Here is a 21,269-nt window from a genome sequence, read left to right as displayed (position 1 = left end):
CGGCGGGACGATCACCGTCTCGCCTCCAGGGAAAGAACTCGCCGGACGGAGGCGCACTCGAGGGGCTCATCCCCTCGCCACTTCCAGTAGTCGCACACGCTTCGCGCGTTCTCGCACGCCTCGGCGAGGCCGCTGGTGAGGCACACGGTGATGAAGTTCCGCTCCACCGTCCGCTCGTGATGGCGATTCCACCCGCCCACTCCGATGGAAACGGCCAGCGTCAGGATCGTGAACAGGGCCCACTCTGGCGTGACGCTCGCGCCCCGCGTGCTCCTCCTGACGATGAGGGCGGAGAGGAGACACCCGAGCGCGATGGCCGCAAGCTCCGCGGCGAAGAAAAAGTCTCCTTCCAACCCGACCGCGACGACCATGACGATGGTTCCCGCGCCCGCGAGCCACAGAGCACGCTCGAACCGCTTCATCGCGGAGGCCCTCTCCGTCCTGTTCCGCTAGATCAGCTCTCCCAGGTACGGGAACGCGTACCAGGAGAGCCAGGCGAAGAGCCCCCAGTGGAACGCGAGGCTCCTCCAGAACGCCGGCTGCCGGCGTCCCGACCACGCGAGCCACGTCAGGCATGACGCGATGATGGCGTTGCCGGAGACGACGGCTGCGGTATGCCAGGCACCCTGGAACAGGACGCCGTGTTCCGCGTTGACCGCCAGCCATGCGGCGTCCGCCAGGACCACCCCGCCGAACAGGACGAGCGAGTAGCCCGGAATGACGGCGTGTCCGAGAAAGAGGCGAACGCCCACGATCCAGAACGCCACCGCCGCAACCCACACGACCGCGCCCGGGTAATCCACCTCGGCGATGACGAGGGGGAAGGGGATCGGCGCCAGAACCGTGGGAATCTTCATGGAGGTCGAGAGAGACGTGAGCGCGGCGAGCATCACCCCTGAGACAAGAACGGCGGGAACCGACGTCGCCAGGGAACGGCCGGTGCGATCTGCGGTCATCGCTGAGCTCCGGGGATGGAGCCGGGAACGATGAACTGGTGCGCGGGCAGCGCCCCCTGCCGCCTGGCGTCCTCGTACTGCTGACAGACATCCTCGGGAACTTCCTTCAGATGGCAGCTCCTCTCGAGTTTTCTGCAGGCATCGACGTCGCGTTGATCGCGACAGTCGTTCAGAAGCTTCCTTCCGTGAGCGAGCCTCATGTACGCGTCCAGGACGGCCCCCGCGTAGTCGTGGCAGTTGTTCGACGAAAGGCTGTAGTCCTCAGCGTCGAACTTGCCCGTGGCCCGGACGAGGAGCTCGGCCTGTCGAAGGAGCGTGTCGTTGAGATGATTCTGCACCGGCGCGCCGTAGTACTTGAGCTCGTCCGGTCTGTCCGGGCCGACTCCACCCGGGAAGAATCCCGAGTTCGGAGGCGACGCTCCATCGTCGTAGAAGAACGACGTGTGCATCAGGCTCCGGGAATCCGGCGAGCCGACGTGCAACCCCAGCACCGTGTTGAGAGGCCTGCACCGAAGGCTCGCCATGCCGTCGGGATCCAGCGTGTCCATCGGGCTCCCGTTCACGTAGGCGTAGCCGTCCAGCGTGCCCGGCGAGCGCAGATTGACGTTGCGCAGGGAAGGGTCGGCAGCGAGGAAGCGTCCCGAAGCCGGGTGAAACGTTCTCGCCAGCATGTCATCCGCCCCCACTCCCAGGTCCCTCTCGTGCCCGGTGAACCAGTGGGTGTTCGACGACGCCGCGATCGGCCACGGCCCCGGCACCTCCTCGCCGAAAGGGAAGAGCGCGTACTCCCCGACCACATCCCCCATCTCGTCCGTCAGCACCCTCGGCGTCCCCAGATGGTCGACGTGGTAGAACACGATCCTGTAGTCCCCCTCCACACTCGCGGGATCCGCCAGATCCTCGAACGCCTCTCCGGGCAGGGACGGCGCCGGATACCTCGGGAGGAGGAGCGAGTCCTTCCCCGGCATGCAGTGTTCGCCGCAGCTGCCCCCCGCACCTCCCGTCCCGCCTCCCGGGGCCGTCGGCGTCAGCGTGACCTGTGGGTTCGGGCCCGACTCCAGTCCCGCCGTGTCGACCGAGCGGATCTCGTAGACGTACTCGGTTCCCGGCACCGCGGTCGAGTCCAGGTAGCTCGAGGCCCCCGCGGGGAGCAACCCGCCCAACGGGGAGAGCGCGACGCCTGTGGGGTTCCGATAGAGCCTCTGTCCCGCGAGATCGCCCCCGCTGTCCGCCGCCGCCGTCCAGGTGAGCGCGACGCCGTCCTCGGTCGATCCCGTGAACTGCGACGGCGCCGACGGCGGTGTCGCGTCGCCCGGCGTGATCTTCCGAGGCGGCGTCTCCGGCGACTCGTTCCCCGACATGTCGACCGAGGTCAGCTCGTAGTAGTACGGCGCGCCGGGTGCGACGCTCGTGTCGGTGAAGGTGGTCGAGGTGACGGGGGCGCTCGCCGTCAGGCGGACGTAGGGCCCCGTGGGCCCCGCCGAGCTGCGGTACACGTGGTAGCCGTAGATGTCGGCCGACGGGACGGGGAGCCACGCCAGCGTGACCGACGGCGTCGCCCCGGCGCGCGAGGCCGAGGAGATCTCCCCCGAGGGCTCGTCCGGCTCGATGTTCTCGATCGCCGCGAGGTGGCGGCCGAGCGCGTGGACGTAGTCCTTCTTCCAGTGCGGCTCGAGGCTCGTCCCCGCCGGCATCGCGTACTCCGACAGCACGTGGCCGTCGAGGTCCCGGACGTAGGCGGTGGTCCGATCGGTCGCGGAGTCGGTCTTCCTCACCCGCCAGCCGCGCTCGTCGTAGCCGTAGGAGTCGACATCCACGCTCGAGCTCTTGAGCCTCACCCGCGTCAGGCGCTCCCGGTCGTCGTGCTCATAGTCGTACACCCCGTCGGTCGTCACGGACCCGACCGGGTCGTACTCGAACCTCAGATTGGCGGACGCCGGATTGAGCGCCCTCACGCGGTTCGTGTTCGGGTCGACGTCGAACGTCTGGCTGCCGCCGAGGGAGCCCGTCCGCGCGGTCATCGACCCATAACGATCGTATCCGAAGGACTGGGAATAGTACATTGGGAATGCGTCCATCGTCGCCGTCGTCGAGCCGACGAGACGGCCGACCGGGTCGTAGGCGTAGTTCTGGAGCCCGATCCCCACGAGATTCCCCGCGCCGTCGAAACGGTACGCGCCCGAGTCCCACCAGCCGCTCGCGCCGGCCTGGACCGTCACCCCCGTCGGCCGCCCGAGAATGTCCGAAGAGAATCTCTCGGTCACGCCATTCGAGTATGTCAGGGAACTCGGCACGGCCCGCGGATTGTAGCCAACGATCGCCATCGGCGTGAGGACGTTGGGATCGCCCGTCCCCTTGTTCGAGTCGATCTCCGTCAGGTATCCGTGAGCGTACCGGTAGGCAATGGCCGTCGGCACGCGAGGCGAGGCATCGGGAATCGGGTACGTCAGGCGGCTCGGCAGGCCGAAATTGTCGAAGACGTAGCTCGTCGTCAGCCACGGCGTCGCTCCGCCCCAGAAGCTCCCGTAGCGATCGCGCTCCTGCGACAGACGCCCCCCGACTCCGCCGTAGAAGAACTCCCGCTCGACCGCCGCGGAGGCTCCCCGTCCCTCCCGCGTCTCGGCCCGGACCAGCTTCGAGAGGGCGGTCCCGTGCGCCCCGATCGAGCCCGGGTCGTTGGCGTACGTGTACAGCGCGCGGATGCGGTAGCTCGAATCGGGGATGGCGACCTCGGACTCGATGAGCCGTCCGGCGGGATCGTACGAAAGACGCGTCGCCCTCATGCCGTTGTCCTGGAAGACGGTCGGGTTGCCGAGGGGATCGTAGGCCCGGTTCCACGTGTGTCCCGTCTCCGGCTCCACCGTCTCCCGGAGGAGGCCCAGGTTGTCGTGGACGAAGGCGCGCGTCTGCACGAAGCCGGCGGAAGGCACGATGGCGAACCTGTCCGAGCGAAGATCGGGCGTGTTCGGGTCCGCGACGTCGTAGGCCTGCATCGCCAGCGACTGAAGGAGCTTCACCGCGGTGAGGCGCCCGCCGTAGTTGTACGCGTAGACCGCCGGCGCCGCCGCCGGCGCCTGCGTGATCGGGTCGATGGGCGGAGAGACGATGCGCACGTGCCCTCTGTGGTCGCGGTACGTCGTGGTCGTCGCCGCGTGGGAGGGATCCGTCGGGCTCGTCTGCTGGTTCGGCGGGACGTTGACGTTGTAGTCGGTCACGCGGTCGTTGAGGCCGAAGTAGGAGTACGTGCGCGCGTTTCCGACGGCGTTCGTCACCTTCATCGGGCGCCCGAAGGGTTCGCGCCGCCCCGAGGGGGGATAGCTCGCGTCGCCGTCACGGTACGAGATCGTGGTTCCCGTCCCGCTGAGCCCGGGATTGTGCCAGACGCTCGTGAACGTCGGCGCGCCGAGGCCGTCGTAGGCGCGCGTCTGCTCCATGAGCGCTCCGTTCGGCTTTCCGCGCGTCTCGCGGACGAGGCGGCCGAGGCCGTCGTACTCGTACTTCGCGTAGATGCCGGACGAGGAGCCGAGGAAGTCGCCACGGTTGACCTCCACGCTCCGGGAGAAGACATGAGTGTTGGTCACGCCGCCCGCGTCGGTGAAGCTCCGCGTTTCCGCGGAGTACACGAACATGGTCGCCATCTCCGGCGAGAGGGGCGCGACGCTCACGGTTCTCCCGAGCGCGTCGTAGCCGAGGGTCGTGGCCACTCCCGCGGAATCACGGCTCACCGCCGGCAGGCCGCTGGCCGGGTCGATCGTCCGGTCGAGTGAGTACCACGAGACTCCGGCGAACTTCCGGCTGCTGAGAGCGCCGGCGTTGTAACCGAGCGACTCGGTATAGGTGACGGGTGCATTCCCCATCGCGTTCGGGTCGGCCGAGACGGGATCGCCGCCCGAGTGCGCGATCGCGGTCAGCATCCCGGCAGTCCACGTCGGCGTCTGCGCGATGTCGCGCGAGTAGAGAACGCCTCGGTCGGCATAGTCGTAGCTGCGGGTGAGGTCGTTTCGCCGGATGCAGATGCCGCCGTTCCCGGTCTGGGACAGCTCCTTCAGGACCCCACCTTCCTTGATCGTCCGGAATTCTCCGAACTGCGGGCGCAGTGGACAGAGGTCGAGGCCTTCACCCTGGATCTCGAGCTCCCTCGGTCCCACGAGGTTTCCGATGTACGTTCTCTTGTACTCCCGGCCATTGACGGTCTGGTGGGAGAACCAGTTGTTGGGATCGTGGACTTCGGCCTGCCACGCCCATCCTTCGAGAGTCGAGTCGCCGACCGGCGTGTCCATCTCGCGGTTCGCGATGCAGGCCGGGTCCGTCGCGTTGGGATCGAGGGGGAGGAATCCCGTCGCGAGGCGATCGTCGAAGTAGATGGTCTGAGTGCCGAGAACGTGGAGCCAGTCGATCCAGTTGGGGTCCTGGTACATGTACCGGGAGTAGGTGGCGCGGGTGAGAAGGCCCGTCCCCGGATCGCCTGGGTCGCGCTCGGAGGGTCCTGTCGCGCCGGCGCGCCAGCGCGGCGCGTGCCCCTTGTAGACCTTGACCGCCCCCGGAGCGCCGTTCCGCGGGTAGTCGTGCGGCCGATCCGCGTACGGCCACGACCTGGTCGTGAAGAAGCGATACTCGGTGTCATTGCCTTCCGGATCGGTGACCAGCGCGCGCCACTTGTCGAAGACGACGTGGTTGCTGTCGCACCGCGCCGGATATCGATTGTGCAGGTACGTGAAGGTGTGGGCCGCGCCGGGGGCGTCATAGGGCGAGGGGTAGACCGTCCTGCGGACGAGGACGCGGGCGACCGGCCACGCGCTCGGCGTGTCGGCGTCGGGATCCGACGAGACGAACTCGTCGCCCCACTCGTAGACGGTCCGCGCCCCGCCCGGGGTCCGGATCTCCGACAGCTCGCCGTGCTCGTTGTAGTCGAAGGTGTACGTGAGCCGCGCGCCGCCGGCCGAGGGGAACTCGATCCGGGTCAGCAGAGGAAACGGCCCCGGCGGCGAGTTCGGGTCGAGCGTTCCCCAGCTCGGGTCCGGCACGGTGAACCCCGATCGGCTCTCGTAATGGAGGGTCCAGTGGCCCGTGGGGCTCGCCGGATTGTCGCCGAAGACCGGCGCCGCGACGTCGCTCAGGACCATTCGCCCGCGCGCTCCGGCGGCCACGCCGTCCAGCGTCATGTCGATGACCCGGCCGCGCGTGTCGGTGACACGCTTGATCGCCCGGGTCTGCTCCTGATTCTCGGCAAAGGGCGAGCTGTAGTCGTACGCCGCCGGATTCGTGAAGCTGTCGAAGTCCGAGGGGCCGTAGTACGTGATGTTGACTTGATTGAGCTGCGTCAGGTCGGCGATCTGCGTGATCTGGCCGGTGTTGGGGTCCGCCGTGCGGAACCACCTCTGGTCGTTGTTCTCCAGTTTCGTGGGCACCAGGCACGCCGAGATGCTCTTCGTGAGGCGCGCGGTCTGCGTGACGATGGTGTTCGTCCCGTCCATCGTGTAGACCACGTCGGGGCTGATGACGTGGAACGCTCCGCCCGGGTCGAGGTAGTTGCTCGCGGACTCGACGCACCGGCTCGCCGAGTCCCGCTCGATGAAGTTCACGACCTTCCCGAAGTCGAGTCGCCACCCGGCGCCGAGCCATCCATTGAAGTCGGCGTTGCCGTACGAGAGCCCGTAGCTCGAATGCGTGTGGTCGGAGCTCATCGCCCAGCGGAGGCCGGCGTTGTAGTACGCGGTGAGCCCGTAGGAGAGCGCGTCGGAGACCGTGTAGGTCGGCGAGAGAGGCACGGAGACGACGGGGTTGAAGTTGTAGAGGTTGACGCTCTCGCTCAGCCCGTCCTGGTAGGCCTGCCCCGTCACGAACCCTCGGGCGAAATCGGCCGAGGTGGCGCCAGGGGCCGGAGTGACGCCGAGGGCGAAGACGATGGGGAGCGCGATCACCGTCAGGCCGAGGGTCGGAAGGGAAGCGTGCGGCGCGTGGGTCATCGTCGTCTCCTGTGGGCGCGTTCGAGGTGCATGCCTTCGCGCCTCACAGCAAGACGGGTGCCGCGATTCCCGTCAGGGGGAAGCGCGGCATTCGAAGCGATTGAGTGTGTTCGCCGGCGAACGGATCGACGGCCGGCGTGTCACGGTGCGTTACAGATGGAGCGCGTGCCCCGCCTCAGCCCTCCCGGGCCCGCCTCAGGGCGGCTCTCGCGAGCAGGCGCGTCGAGTCCAGGGTGGGCAGATGCGTGTCGTCCGGCCGCACGATCAGCGGCAGCTCGGTGCAACCGAGGGCGATCGCATCGCACCCGCGCGCCTTGAGTCTCCCCGCAACTTCATTGAGGTACAGCCGGGACGCTTCCGGGAAGCGGCCGTTGACCAGCTCCTTGAGGATGATCTCGTGGATTCTCTCCCTGTCCGCGTCGCCGGGGATCTCGCTCTCGATTCCGAATCGCTCCAGGGCCTCCGGGTAGACACCCCCTTCCATCAAGTACTTCGTCCCCAGGATGCCGAGCCGCCGGAACCCCGAGCGGCGGGCTTCCTCGGCGACGGTCCCGGCGATGTGCAGCCACGGGATGGGGGACTTCGGGATCAGGTACCTGAACGCCTGGTGGTACGTGTTGTCGGGGCAGATGGCGAAATCGGCCCCCGCGCCCGCCACTTTGTGCGCGGAGGCGGCCAGCACCTCGGCCAGCCCCTCCCAGTCGTTCGCGCGGATGTGGAGCATGTGGTCGGCCAGGGGCACCGAGCTCATGGTGATCTCAGGGTGACGGTGCGCACCCATGACGGCGGGCGCCTCGAGGCAGATCGTGCGGTAACACAGGGCGGCGCCCTCGGCGCTGCCGGCGACGATGCCGATGTGCTGGGTCACGGTGTGTGCGCCTCCATCTCCCGACATGGCTTACTCCCACCTCAGCGCCGCGAGAGGATTCAGCCTCGACGCCCGCCGCGCCGGGATCCACGTCGCCACGAGCGCGACGCCCGCGAGGATCAGAGACACGCCGGCGAGCGTGACGGGGTCGCTCGCCGACACGTCGAAGAGCATCGACTGGATCAGGCGCGTGAGGGCGAGCGCCGCGGTGATGCCGATCGCCAGGCCCGCGCCGACGAGCGCGAGCCCGTGGCGCAGGACCATCCGCAGCAGATCGGCGCTCTCGGCGCCCAGAGCCATCCGGATGCCGAGCTCGTGCGTGCGCCGCGTCACCGAGTACGACATCACCCCGTACAGTCCCACGGCCGCGAGGATCGCCGCAAGCGCGGCGAACATGAAGAGGAGGACCGCGCTCAGCCTCTGCGACGAGACGGAGTCCGACACGACGTCCGAGACCGGGCGGGGCCGAGCCATCCCCTCCTCCGCGTCCACCTGGCGGATCGCCGCGCGCACCGCGGGCTCGAGCGCCGCGAGGGGGGTCTTCGAGCGGGCGACGACGTAGACGGTCCGCAAAGCGTTCGGGAAGAAGTTCTGCGCCATCGTCCAGTAGACGGCGTCTGCGCCGGCCTCCTTGTCGAGGCCTCGCAGTTTCACGTCGCCGACGACGCCGACGATCGTCCACCATCGATCGCGGATGGCGCCGAGCTGGATGCGCTTGCCCACGGGGCTCTCGCTCGGCCAGTGCGTGCGCGCCACCGACTCGCTGACGAGGACCACGTCGCGCGAGCCGGGCGCGTCGTGGTCGTCGAACTGCCGCCCCTCCACGAGGCGGATTCCCATCGTGCGGAAGTACCCCGGCGTCACGACGCGGAAGTCGGCGTTGGGGCCGGCCTCCCCACGCGGTGTCGGCCTCCCGTCGATCTCGAACCCCGTGCCGGACGAGAAGCCGAAGAGCGGAAGGCGGTGGACCGCCGCTGCGCTCTCGACGCCGGGGATCGACGCGACGCGCTCCACGGTGCGGCGGTACAGCTCGGCCTGGTCCTTGATCTCCGGATAGTGCGCGCGGGAGGCCCCCATCTCGAACGCGATGAGCCCTTCCGGAGAGAATCCCGGATCGACCTTCAGGAGGCGGCCGAGGCTGCGCGTCATCAGCCCCGCCCCCGCGAGGAGGACGAGGGAGACGGCGATTTCGGCCACGACAAGGGCGCCGAGAACACGGCGGTGACCGGCGTCGCTGCCGCCGCGCATCGGAGCGCCGCCCCGGATCCAGTCGGCGACCGGCCGCCGCGACAGGTGCCAGGCCGGGAAGAGGCCGAAGAGGACGCCGGTCAGCACCGCGACGCCGAGCGTGAAGGCGAGGACGCGGAGGTCGAGGGAGATCTCCGCCGCGCGCGGCAGCGTCGCTCGGTCGAGGCTCGTCAGGGCCGGAAGGCCCGTCCACGCGAGGGCGAGGCCGAGGGCTGCGCCGATCAGCGAGAGGAGCAAGCTCTCGATGAGAAGCTGGCGGACGAGACGCGCCACGCCCGCGCCGAGTGCCGAGCGGACCGCGAGCTCCGCGCGGCGTCCCGAGGCGCGCGCGAGCAGGAGGCTCGCGACGTTGGCGCAGGCGATGAGGAGCACGCACCCGACCGCGATGAAGAGGACGCGAAGGGGGGCTGCGGAGTCGCCGACGACCCGATCCTTGAGGGGCATGAGGTGCACGCCCATGGTGGCGTTGTCGTCCGGGTAGTCTTTCGCCAGGCGCGCCGCGATCGCCTCCGTCCGTGCGTTGGCCTCGGCGAGGGAGACGCCGCGCTTCAGGCGCCCGATCGGCCGCAGGAGGTAGTTGCCGCGGATCGCCTCCGCGGGCGTCACGACCAGGGGGATCCACACGTCCGTCGTCGGCTCCGGATACCGGAGCCCCTTCGGCAGGATCCCGACGACGGTGCAGCGGGTGCCGTCGAGCCCGACGGTGCGGCCCACGATGCCCGGGTCACCTCCGAAGCGGCGCTGCCAGAAGCCGTGGGTCAGGAGCGCCGTCGCGGGGGCGCCGGGCTTCCCCTCCGCCTCGATGAAGTCGCGCCCGAGGCCGGGCGGGGATCCGAGCAGGCGCAGGAGGTTCGGGGAGACGCGGGCCCCCTCGATCCGCTCGGTGGCGTCCCCCTCGGCGAGGTTCAGCGTCACGTTGCGCGTGGCGCTCATCATCTCGAGGGCGCCGTTCTGCTCGCGCATGTCCTCGAAGTTCGGCCACGAAATCGGCCACAGGCTCGCGTGCGCCGCCTCGCTCGTCGTATTGAGGTAGACGAGGCGGTCGGGATCGGAGTACGGAAGGGGCCTCAGGAGGACGGCGTCGATCACGCTGAACATCGCGGTGTTGGCCCCGATGCCGAGAGCGAGCGTGATCACCGCCGTGGCGGTGAACCCGGGGCGCTGGCGCAGCACGCGCCAGGCGTAGCGGACGTCGTGAAGGATGCCGGCCATCGTCGACCCTCCTCGCGCGCGCCGGGGTGTCGGATCGAGGCGGCGCGCGTCGATGGAGTCATCGTGGACCGATCCGGACCATGACGCCAACGCATAGTTCTCATCCGGAGCATGAAGGAACGGCATGCGCTCCGGAGGGCGGAGGGAGGGGACGCCGGACAGCAGACCCCCCGGCGAAGGGGACCCCGCGCCGGAGGGCCTGCCTCTCTGGGGAGAAGGAACCGGCCCTCGCCCTGCCGCTCCTCGGCGCGCCTGCCCGCGCGCCTCTGGAACGTCTCCCGGAGAGCCCCGCTGGGGCGTGGCTCCGCGAGGGCTGTTGCGCGCTCTTATACCGTGACGGTGAGAGGAACAGCCACAGCGCGCCGGCAGATTCCGTTCCGCGGAACATATAGGCGCTGTTCCACGGATTGTTCCAGGCGCCTCAGGCGGTCGGGCGCTTGCGGCCCGGCGTCCCGCGCCCGGAGAGGAGCAGCCACGACTCGATCTCCTCGATCGAGTCCGCATCGAGGTGGGTGTTGAAGGAGATGAGGCGCGCCGACTTCGGGATCTCCGCGCGGAGCGATCGATCGCACAGCGGGGAGAGGTAGACGGCGTCGGCGCGCGCCGCCGCGCGGCCCACCGCCTGGCGATGCGACCCCTCCACCGCCGTGATGCGCTCGAGATGCTCCTTGTGCAGCCCCAGGAGGACGAGGGCCTTCTTGAAGGCGGGGATGAAGGCGGCGCTCGAGACGATCATCAGCACGCGGCCGCGGCGCGCGGCGTCGATCATCGTCGGGAGGAAGTCGCGCCTCAGCCGGAGGCGGATGATGGGCCGTCGGTGCTCTTGCGCGATGGTGGCCCCCTCCTTCATGTGGAAGTCGGTGACGGCGAGAACGGAGCTGCTCCGGAGGATCGCCGCAGATTTCTTCGCGTGGAGATCCGAGAGCATGACGGCGTGGGTCTTCACGCCCACGCGCCTCGTGATCTCCTCCGCGTAGAGATCGACCTGCTCGCGGTTGCACTCGAGCACCACCACGCTCTGGCGCGCGAGGGCGCCGCGCGTCGAGAGGCTCGTGATGAGCGAGGCGTACGCGCCCGGGGTCAGGCTCATCCCCGACGCCTCGTCGAGATGCCGGCGGATGAACCGGGCGAGCCGGACCGCCTGAGCCGGCTCGAACTCGCCCGGATCGTACGCGGTGACGAAGGCGCCGCTCCCCCGCCGCATCTCGAGGAGCCCCTCGCCGGCGAGGAGCGTGTAGACCTTCAGGACAGTCTTCACGTTGAGCCGGGACCGGTCGGCGACCTGCCGGAGCGACGGCAGCCGATCTCCCCGGCGCACGACCCCGGCGTGGAGGGCCGAGACGATCTGATCGCGGGCCTGGCTCAGCAGGCTCTCCTGGGCGCTCCGGTCGAGGCGTATCTTCATGAGAGGCACCGCTCCTGGAACAGTTGGATGGCGTGCCGCAGAGCATATCCGGGCGGCGCGACGACATCCATCGCGGAGGGGCCGGGCGCGTCGGCGGGGTGCGCGGATCGGGTCCGGCTACGGCCAGCCGTGCGCGTCGAGGAAGCGAAGCAGGCGCGCGTCGTCCGCCGAGAGCGGCGGAAGCCACGTCCCGATCAGGGTCCGCTTCCACCAGCGCCCTTCGGGGTCGCCGGGAGGTGCGAACTCGTAGTGGTAGAGGAGGCCCCGGATCCGCTTCGGCGGGCTCGCGGGGAACGGATCGTTCGCGAGGAGCGAGAGGGCGAGCGCGTCGTTGTGCAGGAGCTTCCACACGAGGTGAACCGACCAGGGGTAGCGCTCCGGCGTGGACATCGCCGCGAACCACATCAGCCAGTCGAGACGCTCGTGATAGGGCGAGACGAAGCACGGGGACCGCATGGGATCGCCGGGCTTGCACTTGAACTCGTACGCGCGCCACACCGTGTCGGGGGTGTCGACCGCGTCGGCGGTTCCCTCGAGGACGATCTCCGGCCGCTCCCGGCCGACGCTGCCGAAGGCGCCGTACGTGTTCACGAGCTCGAGACGGTCGAACGACGTGTTCATGGCCTGGCGCGGCGAGAGGAGATTTCTCACGGGCGCGTAGCTGAGCACGGCCACCAGCCCCGCGAGGGATGCCACCACCACCCGCTGCGCCCGCGAAGGGGGCGTCGCCGCGGCCGCCGCCCGATCGGCCCGCGAGCCGAGCGCCCCGGGAAGGACGCGGCGCAGGAAGCCGTCGTCGAAACAGGCGAGCGCCGGGACGATGGTCAGCCAGTTGAGGAACGACAGGTTGCCGCTGAGGATGAGCGCCACCTGGAAGGCGACGAAGAGCACCCCCGCCGCGAGCCGCCCGCGGCGCGGCCAGAACGCGAACCACGGCGCCACGAGCTCGCAGAGGTGGTTGAGCAGCACGCCCCCGGCCTTTGACCAGTGCGGCATGAAGTGAAGGCTCCGGCTCAGCGGGTTCGGGATGGGCTGCGTCTCGTAGTGGAAGTCCAGGCAGGTGAGATCGCGCCAGCACGGATCCCCACGGAGCTTGATCAGCCCGGCGCCGAGCATGATCCGGAAGATGAGCCAGCGGAAGAGCCCGAGGACGACCGGAGATGGTGGGCGGCGCGGGAACGGCCGCGCGTCGAGAAGGGGACAGAGGAAGATCGCGAGGAAGCCCGTCTCGAGGAGCTGGATCTCCCAGCCGAACCCGTACCACTCCTGCCCGACGTGGACGAACGACATGTAGAGCGCCCACAGGATCGCCATGAGGATCGAGTTCGCGAATCCCGACAGGACGACGAGCGAGAGAGCGGTGCCCACCCAGGCGCCCGCGACGAGTGCGGCGTCGGAGTCGTTCAGCCAGAAGACGCTCGGGTTCTCGGCGAAGCCGGCAAGCCGGGACCCCGCCTGCGCGCGGATCCCGTCGAGGAATGAGGCCGCGGGGAGAAGTCCATGGCTCCCGACGAGGGGGAGCCCCTGCCAGGCGAGAGAGAGGAACGCGACGAAGTAGACGAGCCCGAGAAGCCTCAGGATGACGAATCGGGTCAGCCAGTAGGACCGAGGCTCCTCGCTCAGGGACGTGTCTCAGGGGCCTACTTGAAGCGCCACTCCGCGCCGACGGAGATCATGTAGAGATTGTCGGTGTTCTGGACCTGGAACTTCTCGTACTGCGCGCGGATGCCGACGTGGCTCACGTGGAACAGAACGCCCGCTCCGTACGCGGTGTCCGTGCCGGTGTCGTGCCCCTTGCCGAGGCCCGAGACGTCGGTCTTCCAGCTGATGGCGCCGACCTTGGCGAACAGATCGATCGGGCCCACCGGCAGCGCTCCGATCGCGTAGTAGTCCCACCCCTTCGCGCCGATCGTCACCTTCTTGTCGGTCGGGCTCCCGAAGTCCGTGTAGCCGGCCTCCACGCCGAGGAACTTCAAGAGCCGGTAGCCCACGAACGCCTTCCACCCCGGATTGCTTGCGTCGAAGTTGAAGTTCGTGTCGTTGGCCTTGAGCTTCGTATTGCCGTAGGCGCCTCCCACGTAGAGCGGGCCGGCGGCGGCGATCGTGGAGAACGCGCACATCGTCAGAAGAGCGCTCAGCAGCCTTCGTCTCATCGACTTCCTCCATGGCGGCTCGGGGCGGACCGCGCGGTTGCCGGTTCAATATGGACTACGACGAACAACGGCGCACATTATAGCCGGATCGCGCTCGTGATTCTCCGCGAGGCCGACTTGCTGTAGATTCCAACCCGTCATGAGCCTCCCCTCCGGCTCCCGCCTGGGCCCCTACGAGATCCTCTCCCCGCTCGGCGCCGGAGGGATGGGCGAGGTCTACCGCGCGCGCGACACGCGGCTCGATCGCGTCGTCGCCATCAAGGTTCTCCCCGGCCACCTCTCGTCGCACCCGGAGCTGCGGGCGCGCTTCGAGCGCGAGGCCCGCGCCGTCAGCAGCCTGAGCCACCCGAACATCTGCGCCCTCTTCGACGTCGGCTCGCAGGACGGCGTCGATTTCCTCGTGATGGAGCACCTCGAGGGGGAGACGCTCGCGGCGCGCCTCGCGCGGGGGGCGATGCCGGCTCCCGAGCTTCTCAAGACGGCGATCGAGATCGCGGGGGCGCTCGACCGCGCGCACCGCGCCGGTATCGTCCACCGCGATCTCAAGCCCGGCAACGTCATGCTGACGAAGGCGGGGGCGAAGCTTCTCGACTTCGGCCTCGCGAAGTCGCTGACCGCCTCGGGGGCCGGATCGGATCCCGCTCTCGCCTCCCTCACCGCGGCGCCGACCGGGACGAGCCCGCTCGCCGGAACCTCCGCGGGAACCGTGGCAGCGGGGAGCGCGCCGCTCACGGCGCGCGGGACGATCATCGGCACGTTTCAGTACATGGCCCCCGAGCAGTTCGAGGCGAAAGAGGCCGACGCGCGGAGCGACATCTTCGCCTTCGGGGCGGTCCTCTACGAGATGGCGACGGGGCGGAAGGCCTTCGAGGGGAAGTCGCAGGCGACGCTCATCGCGGCGATCCTCAAGGACGAGCCGCGCCCGCTCGCCGAGATCGCGCCGATCGCCCCTGCGGGGCTCGACCGCCTCGTCAGGACGTGCCTCGCGAAGGATCCCGACGAGCGCCGCCAGTCGGTCCACGACATCCTGATCGAGCTCCGGTGGATCGCGGAGGGGGGAGCGCCGGCGGGCCCGGCGGCATCCGGCGCGCGGGCGCCCGACGCCTCGGCCGCGGCTCGGTCACGCGCGGGACGCGGGCTCGCGGGATGGATTGCCGCGGGGGCGCTGGGCCTCGCGGCGATCGCCGGATGGACGATCGCGCTCCGCGCGACCCGCGTCGCGACGAACCCGCCCCAGGAGATTCGCTTCCCGGTGACGATCCCCGGGCGCTCCATCTACGGCAGTCCGGCCTCCTCCGGCCGCGAGTTCCAGATCTCGCCCGACGGGAGGGTCCTGGCCTTCATGGCTGCCGACCCTGCGGGACACTCGATGATCTTCGTGAGGCCGCTCGACGACTTCACGGCGCGTCCTCTGGCCGGGACCGAGAGCGCCCACAGCCTGATCTGGTCGCCCGACTCCCGCTTTCTCGCCTTCGAGCAGGAGCATCGTCTCAAGAAGATCTCTCTCGCGGGAGGCGTCCCCGAGACTCTCTGCGACACGGACGAGCGGACCCAGGGAGGGGCCTGGGGAAAGGGGGGCGTCATCCTCTTTTCGGTCGCCCGGTCGGGCCTGTGGCGAGTGCCGGAGACGGGCGGGACTCCCTCGATCGTGACGCGCCTCGACGCCGAAAGGAACGAGCGCGGCCATTCGAGCCCGGTATTCCTTCCGGACGGGCGCCGGTTCATGTACCGGACCATGACTCCCAAGCTCGAGGATCGGGCGATCCTCGCGGGCTCGCTCGACTCGGAGGTGTCGCGCAAGGTCCTGGCGAACCCCTTCAGGTTTTCCCTCCTCGACTCGGGGCATCTCCTGTTCGTGCGCGGGGCGAGCCTCGTGGCCCAGAAGATGGATCTCGGCACGCTGGAGCTCACGGGGGAGCCCGTCGTGGTCGTCGATTCGATCGCGCTCGCGGCCGTCCCTGGAATTGCGGCGTTTTCGGCGTCGCGCAACGGAGTGATCGCCTACGCCGCGGCGACGGCCTCTCGGGAGTCCCAGCTCGTGTGGCTCGATCGCTCCGGCAAGCAGCTCTCGTCCATCGGCTCTCCGGCGGCGGACGTGAGCGTCTCGCTGTCGCCCGACGGGACACGCGCTGCGGTGGCGCGTTCGGGTGCGAACTCGGCCTTCTCGGCGGGAGGCGAGCCGCCCACGAACCTCTGGGTGATCGACCTCGTCCGCGACATCGGTACGCGGGTCACGCTCGACGCGGCCGACAGCGACGAGAACGTCGTCTGGTCGGCCGACGGATCGAAGCTCGTCTTCGCGCGCCACGTGCGCGGCGCGTCGGCCGAGGTCTTCGAGAAGCCGGCGAGCGGCGCCGGCGCCGAGACGCGGCTGCTGGAATCGATCGTGAACCTTCACCCCATCGACTGGTCTTCGGATGGCCGCTGGCTGCTCCTCCACAGCTCCGACGAAGAGGGGTCGATGGGGATCCAGGCCGCGTCCCTCACCGGCGATCACGTCATCCGTCCCTTTCTCGCCACGCCGAACAACGAATACCTGGCGCAGTTCTCCCCCGACGCGCGATTCGTCGCGTACGCCTCGGACGAGTCGGGGCGGAGCGAGATCTATGTGCAGACCTTCCCGCCCGGCGAGTCGCGCTGGCAGATCTCCCCGGGGGGCGGAGGCGATCCGAGGTGGCGGAAGGACGGGCACGAGATCTTCTACCTCGCCCCCGACGGCACGATGATGTCGGCCGCCGTGACGCTCGCGCCGGCCTTCCGCGCCACGGCCCCGGTGCCGCTCTTCCCAACGCGCCTCCGGCCGACCGAGGTCTGGTTCTACGGCACGATGTCGCTGTACGACGTCGCCCCCGACGGCCAGCGGTTCCTCGTCGCGAACCCTCTCAGCGAGCGCGCCACCGAGCCGATCAACGTCATCGTGGGGTGGCGGCCCCCCGAAGCGAAGTGAGACGCACCCTCGTCTCGCTCGTTCTCGTGATCACCGTCGCCGCCGGCGTCCGCGTCGCGCACCACGCAATCCTCGACGGAGGTCCAATCCTTTACATGGACCACTGGACCGAGTCGGACATGTTCTTCTTCAAGACGTGGGCGCGCGGAATCGCCGCCGGGGATCTCCTCTCGCGGGACTCGGGCAGGCCCGCGCACTCGTGGCACGACAGCTACGCCCGCAGGATTCACGAGCAGAGCGGATCGACGGAGCCCTACGGCCCGGAGATCCGGCGCCGCATCTGGGATCGCTGGCTCTCAGGCGCGCGTTTCTACCAGGATCCTCTGTATCCCTACGCCCTCGCCGCGATCCTCGCGATCTTCGGCGACACCACAACGCCGGTCCTCGCGCTCCAGGCTCTTCTCGGGATCGGGAGCGCCCTGCTCGTCTGGCTCCTCGCGCGCCGGCTCTTCGGCGAAGGGGCGGCGCTCGCGTCGGGCCTCCTCGCGGCGCTCTTCGGCCCGCTCCTCCTCCAGGAGCTGCTCCTCCTGCGGGAGTCGGCGCTGACGTTCGTGGGGCTCGCCACCCTCCTCGCGGGGACGATCGCCCTCGATCGGATCGACGGGCGGCGCTGGCCCGCCGTCGTCGGCGCGCTCGCCGGGATCCTCGTCCTGCTCAAGTCGAGCGCGCTCGTCCTCTTCGCGGCGTTCGTCCTCCTGCTCCTCCACCGCTTCCGCTCGCAGCCGCGCGAGGCGGCGGCGCTCGCCGCGCTCTGCCTCGCGGCCTTCGCCGTCGTCATGACGCCCCTCGTCGCCCGCAACATGGCCGTCGGCGTCTCCCCGTTCGCAGTCGCCGCGAGCGGCCCGGTGAACTTCGTCAACCACAACATCGCGGGGTACGATCCGCTCGGCGGCGACGCGGCCAACGTCCTCGGCGCCGACATTCTCGATCGCGCGGGAGGGCGCTTCCTCCCCACGGCGCTGGCGACGATCCGCACGCACGAAGACGTCACCGCGTGGCTCGGTCTCGTGGCGGGGAAGATTGCCGCCTTCTGGCAGGGGTGGGAGGTGCCGAACAACGAGAGCTACGACTACTACCGCCTGAGCCTCGGGCCGCTCGCGTGGGCTCTCGTGGGCTTCCCCCTCGTCGCGCCGCTCGCCGCCGTGGGGATGGCGCGATCAGGATTTCGATCCCACGCCCACGCCCTCCTTCTCGCGCACCTGGGCGCCGCGCTCCTTCTCACCGCCGTCTTCTTCCATCTCTCGCGATACCGCGTCCCGGTCGCGATGGCGATGATCCCCTTCGCGGGGTGCGCGCTCGCCGAAGGGGCGGGCGCGATCCGGGCGCACCGGTGGAAGCCTCTCGCGCTCGGCGCCGCCCTCGCCCTCGTCGTCGCGGCCGTCGTGCTGAGGCCGCTGCCGCCGAATCACCCGCGCATCCGTGTGGCCGACTACGGCACCGCGAACGAGATCACAGGGCACCTGGTATCGATCCGCGAGAGCGAAGGGGATCCCGCCGGCGCGCTGTCACTTCTGGAGAAGCAGCTTCGCACCGAGCCGGCGGCGCTGCGGGATCTGCGCCCCGAGGAGGGGGCGTCGAGCCTCCCGGTGCAGGCGGCCCTCCTCGCGGGTTCGTTCCGGCCGCTGCACGAGATGGCGGCCGGGCTCTGCGTCCGGCTGGGCCGCACCGAGGAGGCGAAGCAGCACGCGCGCACGGCGGAGCTGCTGGGGCAGATTCAGAGACAGGTGGACGCGGCGGAGGGAAAGCCGTAGCGCGCTTTCTGTCGTGCAACTCGTGCTGTATCCTGCCCACGCATGGTCCCGAGACAGCCGGCTCAACTCTCCAGGTACGCGATCGCATCTCTTCGCGCCCTCGCGGACAAGGGGCTCGGCCGTTGTCTCTCCCTCGGAGGAGCCCTCGGGTTGATGCATTACTTGGAGTACCGCTCGACCCACGACGTCGATGCGTGGTGGACTCCCGAAGTGGGTGCGAACGAGAGGCAGCGTGTCCTCACCACCGTCGAGGAAGTCCTGGCCACTTTCGGCGAAGTGAGGAAGCGCTCATGGGGAGACGTGGTCAGCCTGGACCTGAAGGTGGAGAAGGCCACGGCTTTCAGCTTCCAGATCGCCACGCGCTCGGCGCAGTTGGAGCCATCCGCACCCGCGCCCTGGGTGGATATTCTCCTCGACTCACTTCCGGATCTTCTCGCGGGCAAGATGGTGGCGCTCGTCGAGCGCGGCGCCCCTCGTGATTTCCGGGATGTCTACTCCATGTGTCGGGCCGGCGTGACGTCGGCCTCCGCGTGCTGGGATCTCTGGCGGCGCCGGCAGGAGATGGCGGGCAGCGACACCGATCCTTCCCGTGCCCGGCTGGCGGTGGAGACACATCTCGAGCGCATCGCGAGACATCGCCCGCTCGACGGGATCGACGAACCGGCTCGACGGGAAGAGGCGGAGAGCGTCCGCGGATGGTTCAAGAAGGAGTTCCTTGATGCGCTTCGTGGTTGACGGAGCGCTGTACCCGGATCGGCCCGCGCCGGCAGAGCTTCAGAGCCTGGCCGATCGCGTCGATTTCCTCTCGCGCCTCTGCTCGGCGTGGGACTTCGGCCGGCTCCCCGATCGGAGCACGGTTGACGCCATCGGCCGGCCCGACTGGAGTGAAGCCGTCGAAGCGACCCGGCTTCTGACGTCGCCGGCCTACCATCTGCTCCGTTCGTGGCACCACCTTGCCCAGCTCCCGTACCTGGGGCAGACGCTCGCTTACATCCGCGACGATCCGAGCCTGGAGCACGTGTAGCGCGCTAAGGCGTCACGCTCGTCTGCACCACCTGGCTGAAGGTCTTGCGGTTCGGGTCGGTCTTCGGCACGGCCACGTTCAGACCGGCGACCCTGAAGTACAGGACCGGTGCCGACGGGTTCGCCGCCAGCGCTTTCTTGCAGGCGCCCTTCCATTTCTTGACCGGCGGCGAATACGTCGTCGTCTTGCTGCCGCCCGTCACGAACGTTCCCGTCGCGAAGGTCGGACTCGACGCCATGGAGACCTTGAACTTCCCGTAGTTCCCCGCGTCCCATGTGATGGTGGGGCGGATGACGGCTGGGTCGCTGCAGTCGAGAGTGTCCCCGCTGAGAGGGCTCGTGAGGACGATATCCTCGGTGTCGCACAGGCCGTCTCCGTCGACATCGCTGCAGCCGGTCGCGCCGGCGAAACTCTGGCCGAAGACGCCGTAGCCATCGCCGTCCTGATAGTAGCTGGACCAGGCGACCACGAAGTTCCCCGAACCATCCGCCGCCACGGAGGGGCTCCCCTGAGAGCTCGTCGTGTACGTGTTGATCTGGAACTCCCCTCCCAGCGGCGCTCCGGTGCCGGCGAACCGACGGCCGAAGATGCCGCCGCCGGAACCGTCCTGGTCGCCGCTCTCCCAGGCGACCACGAAGTTGCCCGAGCCATCCATCGCGACGGAGGGGCGCTCCTGGTTGTACGACGTGTACGTGTTGACCTGGAACTCCCCGCCCAGAGGCGCCCCGGCGCTGTTGAAACTCCGGCCGAAGACACCATAGAAGTAGCCGTCCTGCCCGAAGCTGGTCCAGGCGACCATGAAGCTGCCCGAATCATCGAGCGCGACGGAGGGGTCGGACTGACCGCTCGTCGTGTACGTGTTGATCTGGAACTCCCCTCCCAGCGGCGCTCCGGTGCTGCTGAACCGCCGGCCGAAGACACCGTAGCCGTCGCCGTCCTGCCCGTAGCTGGTCCAGGCGACCACGAAGTCTCCCGAACCATTGACGGCGATGGAGGGATACCTCTGATAGCCGGTCGTGTACGTGTTGACCTGGAACTCACCTCCCAGGAGCGCTCCGGCGCTGTCGAACCGCTGGCCGAAGACACCGGCACCGGAACCGTCCTGGTCGGAGCTTCTCCAGACCACGACGAAGTTGCCCGAGCCATCCACCGCAACGGAGGACTCACTCTGATCGCTGGTCGTGTACGTGTTGACCCGGAACTCCCCTCCCGCGGGCGCGCCGGCGCTGTCGAACCGCTGGCCGAAGACACCTTCGCCGGAGCCGTCCTGCCCGTACCCCTCCCACACCACCACGAAGTTGCCCGAGCCATCGAGGGCGACGGAGGGATAGTCCTGCGCGCCGGTGGTGAACGTGTTGACCTGGAACTCACCTCCCAGGAGCGCTCCGCCGGACATTCCGGCGCTGTCGAACCGCTGGCCGAAGACACCGCGGCTGGAGCCGTCCTGGAGGAATCCGTGCCAGACCACGACGAACGCGCCCGAGCCATTGAGCGCGACGGTGGGACGGGTCTGATAGCTGGTCGTGAAGGTGTTGACCTGGAACTCGGAGCCCGCCGGCGTTTGTCCGAGGGCGAGCCCGGAAGGAGCGAGGAGAAGGAACGCGGCGAGAAGACGTCTCATCTTGACCAAACCTCCGTGACGATTCACCGAGCCGGAATGGTCGAATCTACCATGATCGGCGCCCACAATCGGGCGTCACGGTCGTCTGCACGACCTGGCTGAAGGTCTTCCGGTTCGG

The 21,269-nt window shown here is 69.1% G+C and carries 13 protein-coding genes; 4 read left to right on the top strand and 9 right to left on the bottom strand.

Translation table 11 applies throughout. From position 1 onward, the window contains the following. Positions 1 to 11 precede the first annotated feature (11 nt). The 8 genes from HY049_16985 to HY049_16950 all read right to left on the bottom strand — a co-directional run bounded on the left by HY049_16985 (position 12) and on the right by HY049_16950 (position 13,808). The gene (locus HY049_16985) at positions 12 to 422 is read right to left on the bottom strand and encodes a hypothetical protein (protein MBI3450593.1); all 411 of its coding nucleotides are present in this window, start codon (positions 420 to 422) and stop codon (positions 12 to 14) included. A 27-nt stretch (positions 423 to 449) separates the two neighbouring features. Continuing rightward, the gene (locus HY049_16980; GenBank protein MBI3450592.1) at positions 450 to 956 is read right to left on the bottom strand and encodes a hypothetical protein; all 507 of its coding nucleotides are present in this window, start codon (positions 954 to 956) and stop codon (positions 450 to 452) included. Next, positions 953 to 6,922, bottom strand: a complete 5,970-nt coding sequence (locus HY049_16975; protein MBI3450591.1) for a hypothetical protein — start codon at positions 6,920 to 6,922, stop codon at positions 953 to 955. The genes HY049_16980 and HY049_16975 overlap by 4 nt, the downstream gene beginning before the upstream one ends. A gap of 175 nt (positions 6,923 to 7,097) precedes the next feature. Further along, complete coding sequence (locus HY049_16970) at positions 7,098 to 7,790, bottom strand: amino acid racemase (GenBank protein ID MBI3450590.1); 693 nt, start codon at positions 7,788 to 7,790, stop codon at positions 7,098 to 7,100. A 30-nt stretch (positions 7,791 to 7,820) separates the two neighbouring features. Beyond that, positions 7,821 to 10,250 carry an ABC transporter permease gene (locus HY049_16965; protein ID MBI3450589.1) on the bottom strand — a complete coding sequence of 810 codons (2,430 nt, stop codon included), beginning with the start codon at positions 10,248 to 10,250 and terminating at the stop codon, positions 7,821 to 7,823. Positions 10,251 to 10,671: 421 nt separating this feature from the next. Beyond that, on the bottom strand, positions 10,672 to 11,655 hold the full coding sequence (locus HY049_16960; protein MBI3450588.1) for a GntR family transcriptional regulator: 984 nt from the start codon (positions 11,653 to 11,655) through the stop codon (positions 10,672 to 10,674). A 117-nt stretch (positions 11,656 to 11,772) separates the two neighbouring features. Then, a complete protein-coding gene (locus HY049_16955; protein MBI3450587.1) occupies positions 11,773 to 13,278 on the bottom strand; it encodes a lipase maturation factor family protein in 1,506 nt (501 codons plus the stop codon). A gap of 17 nt (positions 13,279 to 13,295) precedes the next feature. Next, positions 13,296 to 13,808: an outer membrane beta-barrel protein gene (locus HY049_16950; GenBank protein MBI3450586.1), complete on the bottom strand. Its 513-nt coding sequence runs from the start codon at positions 13,806 to 13,808 to the stop codon at positions 13,296 to 13,298. 139 nt (positions 13,809 to 13,947) lie between these two features. Here HY049_16950 and HY049_16945 point away from each other — a divergent pair, with 139 nt between their 5' ends. Genes HY049_16945 through HY049_16930 form a run of 4 tightly spaced genes read left to right on the top strand, consistent with a single transcriptional unit; the run spans position 13,948 to position 19,530 of the window. Further along, on the top strand, positions 13,948 to 16,755 hold the full coding sequence (locus tag HY049_16945) for a serine/threonine-protein kinase (GenBank protein MBI3450585.1): 2,808 nt from the start codon (positions 13,948 to 13,950) through the stop codon (positions 16,753 to 16,755). Then, on the top strand, positions 16,752 to 18,506 hold the full coding sequence (locus tag HY049_16940) for a glycosyltransferase family 39 protein (GenBank protein MBI3450584.1): 1,755 nt from the start codon (positions 16,752 to 16,754) through the stop codon (positions 18,504 to 18,506). Before HY049_16945 ends, HY049_16940 begins: the two co-directional genes overlap by 4 nt. Positions 18,507 to 18,548: 42 nt before the next feature. Continuing rightward, entirely contained in the window at positions 18,549 to 19,241 is a 693-nt protein-coding gene (locus tag HY049_16935) for a nucleotidyl transferase AbiEii/AbiGii toxin family protein (protein ID MBI3450583.1), read from the top strand. After that, positions 19,225 to 19,530 carry a hypothetical protein gene (locus HY049_16930; protein ID MBI3450582.1) on the top strand — a complete coding sequence of 102 codons (306 nt, stop codon included), beginning with the start codon at positions 19,225 to 19,227 and terminating at the stop codon, positions 19,528 to 19,530. The genes HY049_16935 and HY049_16930 overlap by 17 nt, the downstream gene beginning before the upstream one ends. 4 nt (positions 19,531 to 19,534) lie before the next feature. Here HY049_16930 and HY049_16925 read toward each other — a convergent pair whose 3' ends face one another. Beyond that, on the bottom strand, positions 19,535 to 21,151 hold the full coding sequence (locus HY049_16925; GenBank protein ID MBI3450581.1) for a hypothetical protein: 1,617 nt from the start codon (positions 21,149 to 21,151) through the stop codon (positions 19,535 to 19,537). Positions 21,152 to 21,269 lie beyond the last annotated feature (118 nt).

The sequence above is a fragment of the Acidobacteriota bacterium genome, from assembly GCA_016195325.1.
Classification (GTDB): Bacteria; Acidobacteriota; Polarisedimenticolia; order JACPZX01; family JACPZX01; genus JACPZX01.
Note: the sequence above shows the minus strand (reverse complement) of the source record. Positions and strands in the feature narration are given on the sequence as shown.